Here is a 9,875-nt window from a genome sequence, read left to right on the forward strand (position 1 = left end):
CGAAAAATGTCGCGCGTCCTCAAAGCCAAGGAAATCTGCGAGCGCGCGCTTCGCATGATCGGGAAGTTCCCGACCACGGAGAGCGCGCCCGACGGCGAGGATCTGCGCGAGGCGCTGTTTTGGCTCGACATGGTCATGGCGGAAGTCGCCGGCACGACCCGGCTGTTCTTCCTGATCCCGGCCAGCATCCGGCTGACGCTGGTTGCTGGCCAGCAGACCTATCTCCTTTCCGACGAGATCACGGCGTTTCCCGACGATGGGTTCCAGTTCCCGGTCGCGGCATGGCTGGAAGACGCCGACGGCAACCGCACGCCGCTGACCATCGTGGCGCGCGACACATGGCTGGAAAAGTCGTTGCTCTCGACCACCGGCACGCCTTGCGAGGTCTATATCGACCGGCTGCCCGATCCGACGCTCTACACCTATCCGAGCATCGAGGCGACAGACACCGACGTCTGGACCATCGTGCTGGACTTCCAGAGCTATGCGCCCAATGTCGCGCCAGCCGGCGTCAGCGGCACCAGGCCGCAGGACTCGGTCGAGACGCTGTTTCGCCAGGCATGGCAGCGCTGGCTGACCTACAAATTGTGCGTCGACATCGGCGGCGGCGCCGTCGTCAAACTGCCGGAGGCGAGCCTTGCCCGCTTCGAGCGCGAAGAACTCAAGGCGCGCGGCGCGCTCGAAGCCTTCGAGAACCGCGAGCACGACACCGAACCGCCCACCGTCGAACCCTTTGGAATGGAGGATTGCTGATGGCCAGCCTGCGCAGCGCGATCCCCGATTTCCAACTGGCCAACCCGATCTATGTCGGCGCGACCGCGACGTTCTTCAATGTCGACATCAACGGCGCCAAGCTGACGACGCTGGCCACGCTCTATGCTGGCCCGACCGGCTCGACCACGGCGAGAAACCCGCAGACGCTCGACGGTGACGGCAAGTTCGAGGCGCCGGTCTATATCTCGGATCCGGTGATTGCCGAAATCAGCGGCGCCTCTGTCGCATCGCACGATACCGGCGTCATCCAGGTTCGCGGCACCTACAAGGGCAATTACCTTGCCGCCACGATCTATTCCTCGTCCGACCTGGTGCGCGACAGCCTGACCGGCGACGTCTATGTCGTCACCAACGATTACCTCGCCGTCTCGCTCGCCGCCGACATTCTGGCCGGCAATCTCGTCATCATGGTCGAGATTTCGCCGATCTCCGCGGTTGCCAGCGCCGCCGCAGTGGCGGCAGCAGCCAGTGCCGCAGCCGCGGCAGCAAGTGCTGCGACCGCCTCCAATGCCGAAATGCCGACGGTTCCCGTGGCGCTCGACTATGTCCGGCGCAACGCCGGCAACACGCAGTACGAAAACCGCACGCCGCTCGAGATGAACGACGATGCGGCTGTGGTCGCGGCCAACCTGTCGTCGGGCACCACCACCGATCTCTCGACCATGACCGGGCGCACCGGCAACCTCACCGGCGGCGCAACGATCACCTCGTTCGGCACAATGGCAGCAGGCATCGAGCGCGAGCTCACGCTCACCGGCACGCCGACCTTCACCCACAATGCGACCAGCCTGATCCTGCCGGGCTCAGTCAACATCGTTGGTGCTGCCGGCGATATCATCCGGCTGCGCTCGCTCGGCGCCGGCAATTGGGTCTGCACCCGCTATCAGCGCGCCAGTGGCGAACTGACGTTCAACAGCCTCAACCAACCGACGCTGGTCCTGAAACAGAGCGCTACGCCGACGCCGACCGCCGAAGGCGATGCGCAATGGGACACCGACGACAACGTCCTGGTGATCGGCGACGGCGCGGCGCAGAAGCTCTTTGTCGCGCTGCCCGCTTCGACTGCGGCCGGCGATCTGCTCTATCTCTCTGGCGCCAAGGCCTACACCCGCATTCCGAAAGGTGCTGCAGGCCAAAGGCTGCGCATGAACCCCGGCGCCACGGCGCCCGAATGGGGCGGTGGCATCGGCACGCCGGCGGCGACGACATCCGGAACCTCGATCGATTACACCGCCATTCCCGACGGCACCAGGAAGATCACCCTGTCATGGTCTGGTCTTTCCACCTCCGGCACCTCGGCGCCGATCGTCCAGATCGGCGACAGCGGCGGCATTGAGGCGAGCGGCTATCTCGGCACCGCGGGGCGGATCACGGGTTCTGACACCACCGACTCCGCAGCCTACACCACCGGCTTTGGCATCGTTGGAAACCACGCCGCAGCGAATGTGATGCACGGCAGCATGACGCTCACCCTGCTCGACGCTTCAACCAACACTTGGGTCGCATCGACAACAGGCAGCCGGTCCGACACCACGATCGTGACCTTCGGCGGCGGCTCGAAATCGCTTAGCGCGACACTCGATCGGCTGCGCCTGACCACCGTCGGCGGCACCGACACCTTCGACGCCGGCAAGGTCAACATCCTCTACGAATAGGCAAAAACCCATGGCATCCATCCGTCTTTCCGAGTTCGATACGTGGCGCCCTGGCTATGGCCTGGCGACGGTCACCATCGTGCGCGCCGGGACGGACAACCTTGCCACGGTCTATTCCGACGAGAACCTGCTCAATGTCGCCGCCAATCCGCAGACCTTGATCGAGCACGTCGAAAACGACATCTCCTACGGCAAGTGGGCCGCACCACTCTATGTCGGGCAGGCGGTGGAATTGCAGATCGACAGCGTCGACCAGACCGGCGTGATCCGGCCGCCGCTCGACACGCTCGAGGACGAGGACGGCAGCGAGCTTCTGGTCACCGTGCGGTCTGGCGGCGCCGAGCACACGCTGGCCGAATATCTCGGCAGGCGTATCGACGTGCGCGACTCTGGTGAGTTCCTCCCCGTCGGTGCTGTCGGCGCCTCGGCCGCGACCAATACGGCGACCTTGCAGACCGCCTTGGGCGTCGCTGGTGCTGCCGGCGGCGGCTTCGTCGAAACGCCGGAAGGCTTCTACCCGGTCAATCCGTTCTCGCTGGCCGAAAACGTCGTGCTGCGCGGGCAGGGCAGGGGCGCCACCACGCTGCAATGCAACCAGGCCAGTCGCGTCTGCACCATTGCCGGTGATCGCGCCGGCCTCTCGCGGCTGACGCTTGACGGCATCTCAGTCGTGGCCGGATCGGTCGGCGTCTATTCCGTCGCCCGCGACCAGATCGTGCTCGACGATGTCGAGATCAAGCGCTTTGCCGCCTCAAAGCACATTCGCGGCGGCGAAAACATCGTCTGGAACAAGCTCTTCGTGTCCGACTGCGCCGATGGCTCGAAACTGCACGGCGATACCGATGCCGGCGATTCCGGCCTTGGCAAGCGGCTGGGTAACGTCCGCTGGATCGGCGGTCGCATCGATCTCTGCTCGATCACCGGCCTCGACGTCCAGTACATCGACGCGCCGTGCGGCCAGATCACGCTGGAAGGCGTCGAGTTCGACACCAACACCGGCACCGGTCTGAAGATCGTCGGCGCCCGCGGCATCACCATCATCGACCCGGTGTTCACCGGCAATACGGTCGACATCGACATTGCCGACGCCACGCCGCTCGACGAAGACAACAGCGTCGCCAACATCCATTTCCTGCGCGGTCGGATTTCCGGCGGCGAAATCAACCTTGCCGATACGCTGGAAAACGTCGTCTTCGAAGGCGTCGAGATCGACGATGTCGACATCACCTTGACCAGCCCCGGCAACAACGTGCTGGCGCTCGACTGCCGCGAGATCAACGACGTCACCTTCGCCGGCACCGCGACGTCATGGCTGCGCGAGCGCACCACCGACAAGGGCCAGAGCTATGGCCTCACCACATCGAACGGCGCCACCAAGGCATGGGCGATCGCGCTCGATCCCGGTCAGCGCGTGTTTCTCACCGCCAAGGTCGTCGGCCGCCAGCAAAACGGCATCAATGACGGCTTCTATTTCGTCGCGGTCTCTGCCAAGCGCGCCGGCTCGGCGCTGGCCTACGACACGCAGACCGGCAACTTCACCGTCGGTAACGTGCTGACCGGCGCCACATCAGGCGCCACCGGGCGCATCACAGCCGACGCCGACGGCGGTGCCACTGGCACGCTGACCCTGCAGGACATTGACGGCGTCTTCGTCGACAACGAACTGATCGCCGATGGTTCGGGCGGTTCAGCGCTTGCCAATGGCGCGCTTGTTGCCGCCAATGCGGTCCTCGCCGGCAGTCCGATCACGGTCACAATCGCTTCGCCTGGCGTCGTCAGTTGGGCCAACCACGGCCTCGTCGCTGGCGATCCGGTCGTATTCAACACCAGTGGCGCGCTTCCGACAGGTATAACCGCTGGCGTCACCTACTATGTGATTGCCACATCGATTGCTGCCGGCACGTTTCAGTTCTCCGCGACCAAGGGCGGCGCGGCGGTCAATACCAGCGGCGCACAGTCCGGAAGCCATACGGCATCAGTGATCAAGCATCTTCGTCCGCCGCATCAGAGCGACAGCGCGTGGAACGTCGAATTTGTCCCCAACGGCTTTGAGATCGAGTTGCGCGTCACCGGCAATACGGCGCAGACCGTCGAATGGACCGTCGAGGTCGAGGTCGTGTCGTCCTGATGGAAGACTGGACCCCACTACCAATCGACAAGCCGGTCTATGCCAATGCCGACCCGGACTCGGTCATCGGTTACCAGACGGCGATGGAGAACGGCTTTCTCAACGATCAGGGCGTGCAGATCAGGTTTCCGGGCTTTGTCGAGTTCGCCGAGCTCGCCGACAATGGCCGGGTCTACCTCAACGACCTCAACGGCGATCTGATCGCATCGACCAGCAAGGGCGCGGTCTATCGCGTCAATCGGGCAGGCGGGGTGTTTCGCATCCCCGGCGTGCCGGTCTCTGGCGGACGGCGCACCATATTCTCCAAGACCGACCGCGAACTGGACATGGCGGCCGGCGGGCCGATCATCCGGCTGCGCACCGACAAGACCGAGCTTTTGAGCGTCGACGCGCCGCTCGCCTCGCATGTCGGCTGGCTCGACGGCTTTACCATCGCAGCCGAGGTCAACTCCGGGCGCTTCTATCACTCGGGTGCCGGAACACCGGACCAGTGGGATCCGCTCGACACCTTTGCCGCCGACGGCAGCGCCGACAACATCAACGCCATGATCGTCACGCCTTTCCGCGAAATCATGCTCTCTGGCTTGGCCTCGATCGAGCAGTTCGAGCGCAACCCCGGCGCCGACGTGCCGTTCTTCCGCCGCTGGTCGATCGGCGAGGGCGTTTCTCTGCCCTATGCCATGATCTTTGCCGACAATGCGGTATGGACCATGAACAGCCAAACCGAACTGGTGCGCTTTTCGGGACAGATTTCGGAAGTCGTGTCGTCGGCAATCGGCCTGTTCTTCGAGCAGATCGACGACTGGACCGATGCCTGGATCGGCGGGTTTCCCGACAAGCCAATGCATGTGCTGGGTCAAAAGTTCCTGCTGCTGCAAGCGCCGATGGCGACAAATCCTTATGGAACCAAGGGCTTGACGTTCCTGTTCGACTACAAGAACCGACGCTGGTCGATGCTCTACGGCTGGGACGATCTGACCGGAACGCCGATCCGCTGGCCTGGCTGGTCGCATTGGCGGCTGTGGGACCGCATTTTCATCGGCGGCGAGGGCAAGATCTACGAACTGCAGACCGGCACCTTCAGCCATGACGGCGCGACGCAGCGCTGGCTGGTCCGGACCTCGCACATGGCCTCCGGCAACCAGGTGCAGGTCAAGGGGCTGCGCCTGCAACTCAAGCGCGGCATCGGCTCCAATACCTTCGATCCGCAGATCAGCGTGCGCTGCAGCCGCGACGGCAAGCCGTTCGGCACCCGCATCCGCCGCGGCCTGGGCAAGGCCGGACATCGTTTGCAGATGGTCGAGTTTGGCGCCTTCGGCATCGGCTCGACCTTCCAGTTCGAAATAACCTGCTCGTCCGACTGCGACGTCCAGCTGATCGGCGCTGGCGTCAAGACCGAGGCGATCGGGCACTGATGGCCGACAAGGTCCCGCAGCCGCCGCGCCTGACCGGCGACAACGGCAAGGACATCATCGCCATCATCGACTGGCTGACGGCGTTCGCCATGTCGCAAAACGTGGTCAATGTCGACAATACCAACGTCCCGCCGACCACGGCGCAAATCACGGCAGCCGGTGCACTGCTGGCGACCGCCGTTGTCGACGAAGACAACATGGTATCGAACAGCGATACGATGGTGCCGACGCAACAGAGCGTCAAAGCCTATGCCGACGCCATGGCCGGCATCGACGCGATCAGCGGCATCATCCAGACACCGCTCGATGGCACCTATCTGCTGGTGGTCAAGGTCCCGTTCGGCCTCACCATCGTCGAAACGGTGACGAAGAGTATATCCGGCACCTGCACCGCAGCATTCAAGATCGACGGCGTTGCCCTTGGCGGCACGGCCAACGCGGTTTCCTCGGTCGAAGATACACAGGCTCAAGCCACGGCCAATGTCGCGGCGGCCGGCACGGATATCTCGGTGACGATCTCGGCCAATGCGGTGTGCTCCGGCATGAGCTTCACCATCAAATACAGCCGCGTGCCGGCCTGATGCAGTTCATCATGATCGATGGGGCAGGCAGCGTTGCGGTCGAGTGCGACTATGAGGGGTTCACGACGACTGCCGTTGTGACTGCCACATCGCACCTCACGCCGGCTTGCCCGGCCGGCGCTGACTATGCCGGCAGACGTGTCTTTGCCTGGATCAACTGGATTTCGGCGTCTCCCGAGACGCTTTCGTCAGCGACCATTGGCGGTGTGGCCGCCACCATCCATTCGCAGACATCGTTCACCGCTGCCGCCGCGCCGCGCCCGGAATTTGGCTTTGCGCTGATTTCAGCCTTGGTGCCGACCGGTGCCACGGTGGACATTGCCACGACCTATTCCGGCAATGTCGATAGGCCGGATATCTTCACCTACCGGGTGATCAATCTTGTGTCGGAAGTGGCACTCGACAGCCAGGTCAATGGCGGCACGTCGGTGTCGGAGTCCATCGATGCCGATTGCGATGTTGTGGCATCTGGCGTCGTGTTTTTTGCCATGACAGCGGCCTGGAACCCGCTCACCTGCGATCTCACCGGCACATCGCAAGACTTCGAGCAGGCCGTGCGGGGCGTCAATCGCATGGCATCCGGCGGCTTCTATCTGCCGCTGGTCGACGAAACGCCTCGCGCATTCAATTCGACCCTGACCCCGACATCTGGCGGCAGTCGAAACCACGCCAATATCGTCGCGTCCTTCCGCTAACGGAGATCAACATGGCACAAATGAACCAACGCGGCACCGGCTTCATCGGCTCGGCTCCGGCCGCGCCCGTACCGGTGGCTGCTCCCGCAGTGACGCCGGCACCAGCGACGCCGGTGACGACGACCGTCACGCCGGCAGCAACGACCTTGCCGGCGGTGGCGACACCGAATCCCGGCTATCATCGTGGCACACCGCAGGCGAACCAGCGCGGCACCGGCTATATCGGTCCGGGCGGCATGCAGCCGGCACATAGTGTCGATCTCGGCCTGCTCGCGCCACGGCCGGCAACACCGGCCACGACGCCTGCACCGGCGACGCCGCCCGTCACGCCGCCTGTCACCACTCTGCCGGGGCCGGCAACCCCGACTACAAGGCTGGCAAGCGTCTTCCAGATGCCGGGCATGCCGGCGGCGCCGGAACACGCCATCATGCCGAACAAGCCGCCAAAGGTCTGTTATGCCAAGGGGACGGAGGTCCGCATGGCCGACGGCTCTTGGAAGCCGGTCGAGACCATCCAACTGTTCGAGCAGGTCATGCTCGGCGGCACAGTTATCGGCCGCGGCGAAGCCCTTTCCGATAATGCCTTCCGCTACAAGGGTCAGATCGTCACCGGCAGCCATGCCGTGCTGGACGGCGCCCGGTTCCGCCGTGTCGAAGAAACCGCCGATGCCGAGCCGTTCGACCTTGGGCGAGACGGTCAAATCACCGTATATCCGTTGGTAACGGCCAATCATCTGATGGTGCTGCGCACCCACATCGCCGCCGACTTCGCCGAAACCGACGCTTCCGGCGACCAGCTTCCGGAGCAGCGCCTCGAGGAAATCAATGCAGACGCATATCGCCTCGAATGCCTCGCCTGGATCGTCGACGAAGGTTCGATCTTTGGCGACCGTCCCCTACCGGCAAGAGGTTCACTATCCGATTATCAAAGCCTGGTTGCAGGCGAGGGATGGAAACCGGTTCCTGCCGCCTGAGTGCCTGCCGCCGAGCGGTGTTGTCGTCCTTTGTGACGGCACTCCCGCCGGCGCCAGTTTCGTCTACCTGCCCAACGCGGCAATCGCCTACATCGCCTTCACCTGCGTCAATCCGGATCTGCCGGGCCGCGTCCGCATCGAGGCGGCGCGGCGTGCCATTGAGGGGGTGATCGCCATCGCCGAGGGCTTTCTCGGCGGGCGCGGCTTCATCGAGATGCCGACCCACTATCGCAGTCTGCACAATATCGCGCTCGATCTCGGCTTTGCCGATGGCGGCCAAGTCCACACCGCCTTTCGCCTGGTCGGCGACGGCATCGACCCCGACATGCTCAAATAGGAGAAAAGTCCCATGAACATGCCCTATCAGCCCGGCCAGCCCGGCGGCGGGATGCCGCAACCGGCGGCGGCTCCGCAGCCGACAGCACCACAGCAGCCGCAGGCACCGCAGCCAGGTGCTGCTCCGTCCGCCACCAATGGCCTGCCGCCGGAATTGCAGCGCAACATCGACCCGAAGAACCCGGTTCAGGCGCTGTTGCTCAAGCGGCTCGACGCCTTGTCGGACGAAGAGCAGGCAGCACTACTCGGCGGCGTCGACGAGGGTGCGGCGCAGGCACTGAAAAAGCTCCTGCCCGAGGTCGGCTTCGTCATCGACTATATGATGCAGCAGGCCGCAGGCGGCGAGCATGGCGGCGACGATCAGGGCGGCATGGACGACGGCGGCGAAGAGCAGGGCGAGCAGCCATACGCGCCGCAGCAACCGCAGGGCATGGGCGGCGGCATGGCACGCACGCGCCTCGCTGGCGTCTAAGGGGGACCAAGAAAATGTTGGCCGAAATCATCGGTGCGGTAACATCTGGGATCGGCGCAGCGGTCGGCGCTGACGCGAACGCCGACGCGGCGAACGCTGCGAACCAGATGACCTATGAAGGCATGAAGATTTCGACCGACGCGATCAACAAATACATTGACGCGCTCTATTCCGGTCTCGACATGCAATCGGCGGCAATCCAGTCCGGCTATTCGGCCGTTGTCGGCTCGATCGAGGAAGGCAGCCACGCCGCCCAGGCCACGCTCGGCCAGATGCGCGACGAGGCCGAGCCCGGTATGCGGTTCCTGCGCAACGTCGTCGCCAATCCGATGAAGCTGACGTCGGACCAGAAGTACCAGCTCGACGAATCGCGCCGCATCAATGCCCAGAATATCCGCTCGTCTGGCTTTGCCGGTTCCGGCCGCACCGCGGCTGCGATGATGGGCAAGGTCGAGAACGACACCACCAACGCGATGCTGGAAAAGAACCGCGCCGCGGCGATGAGTGCTGCCGGTGCCTTGGCCGACAGCTACGACACCTCCGGGCGCGGCATTGCTGGCCTGCAGTCGACCGAAGGCACGCAAAAGGCTGCGGCTGCCGACACCGCGTCAGGCCGCGCCGGCAGTATGTACGACAACTACTATGGCAGGCTCGGCGGCGCCTACACCTCGATCGGCAAGACGCAGGCTTCGGGCATGGAGAGCATGGGCAACACGACCGCCAATGCGATGACGGCGAACGGCAATCTGATGGGTTCGGCGATCGGCGACATCGGCTCGGCCATCGCTTCGGGCGCGCGATCGAGCACCTATGCCGACCGCATGGCGAAATATAACTCCTGAGAG

General features: G+C 64.2%; 10 protein-coding genes. All 10 read left to right on the forward strand.

Annotated elements, in window-relative coordinates:
* The first annotated feature begins 6 nt into the window (after positions 1-6).
* The 10 genes from NKJ93_RS02395 to NKJ93_RS02440 are packed head-to-tail and all read left to right on the forward strand — an operon-like array spanning position 7 to position 9,872.
* The gene (locus NKJ93_RS02395; protein WP_352587434.1) at positions 7-753 is read left to right on the forward strand and encodes a hypothetical protein; all 747 of its coding nucleotides are present in this window, start codon (positions 7-9) and stop codon (positions 751-753) included.
* Positions 753-2,429, forward strand: a complete 1,677-nt coding sequence (locus NKJ93_RS02400) for a hypothetical protein (protein WP_352587436.1) — start codon at positions 753-755, stop codon at positions 2,427-2,429. Before NKJ93_RS02395 ends, NKJ93_RS02400 begins: the two co-directional genes overlap by 1 nt.
* Positions 2,430-2,439: 10 nt before the next feature.
* The gene (locus NKJ93_RS02405) at positions 2,440-4,557 is read left to right on the forward strand and encodes a hypothetical protein (RefSeq protein ID WP_352587439.1); all 2,118 of its coding nucleotides are present in this window, start codon (positions 2,440-2,442) and stop codon (positions 4,555-4,557) included.
* Positions 4,557-5,972 carry a hypothetical protein gene (locus tag NKJ93_RS02410; RefSeq protein ID WP_352587441.1) on the forward strand — a complete coding sequence of 472 codons (1,416 nt, stop codon included), beginning with the start codon at positions 4,557-4,559 and terminating at the stop codon, positions 5,970-5,972. The genes NKJ93_RS02405 and NKJ93_RS02410 overlap by 1 nt, the downstream gene beginning before the upstream one ends.
* Positions 5,972-6,553, forward strand: a complete 582-nt coding sequence (locus tag NKJ93_RS02415) for a hypothetical protein (protein WP_352587444.1) — start codon at positions 5,972-5,974, stop codon at positions 6,551-6,553. The genes NKJ93_RS02410 and NKJ93_RS02415 overlap by 1 nt, the downstream gene beginning before the upstream one ends.
* Positions 6,554-6,564: 11 nt before the next feature.
* Positions 6,565-7,248 carry a hypothetical protein gene (locus tag NKJ93_RS02420; protein ID WP_352587447.1) on the forward strand — a complete coding sequence of 228 codons (684 nt, stop codon included), beginning with the start codon at positions 6,565-6,567 and terminating at the stop codon, positions 7,246-7,248.
* Positions 7,249-7,259: 11 nt separating this feature from the next.
* A complete protein-coding gene (locus NKJ93_RS02425) occupies positions 7,260-8,222 on the forward strand; it encodes a hypothetical protein (RefSeq protein ID WP_352587450.1) in 963 nt (320 codons plus the stop codon).
* Positions 8,185-8,559 (forward strand): hypothetical protein, encoded by a 375-nt coding sequence (locus NKJ93_RS02430; RefSeq protein WP_352587453.1) that lies wholly within the window; start codon positions 8,185-8,187, stop codon positions 8,557-8,559. The genes NKJ93_RS02425 and NKJ93_RS02430 overlap by 38 nt, the downstream gene beginning before the upstream one ends.
* Positions 8,560-8,571: 12 nt before the next feature.
* The gene (locus NKJ93_RS02435; RefSeq protein WP_352587456.1) at positions 8,572-9,030 is read left to right on the forward strand and encodes a hypothetical protein; all 459 of its coding nucleotides are present in this window, start codon (positions 8,572-8,574) and stop codon (positions 9,028-9,030) included.
* A gap of 14 nt (positions 9,031-9,044) precedes the next feature.
* Positions 9,045-9,872, forward strand: coding sequence for a hypothetical protein (locus tag NKJ93_RS02440; RefSeq protein ID WP_352587459.1), 828 nt, complete (start codon positions 9,045-9,047; stop codon positions 9,870-9,872).
* The last annotated feature ends 3 nt before the right edge of the window (positions 9,873-9,875 follow it).

Origin of the sequence: Mesorhizobium sp. M0028 (genome assembly GCF_040323855.1) — a bacterium.
Classification (GTDB): Bacteria; Pseudomonadota; Alphaproteobacteria; order Rhizobiales; family Rhizobiaceae; genus Mesorhizobium.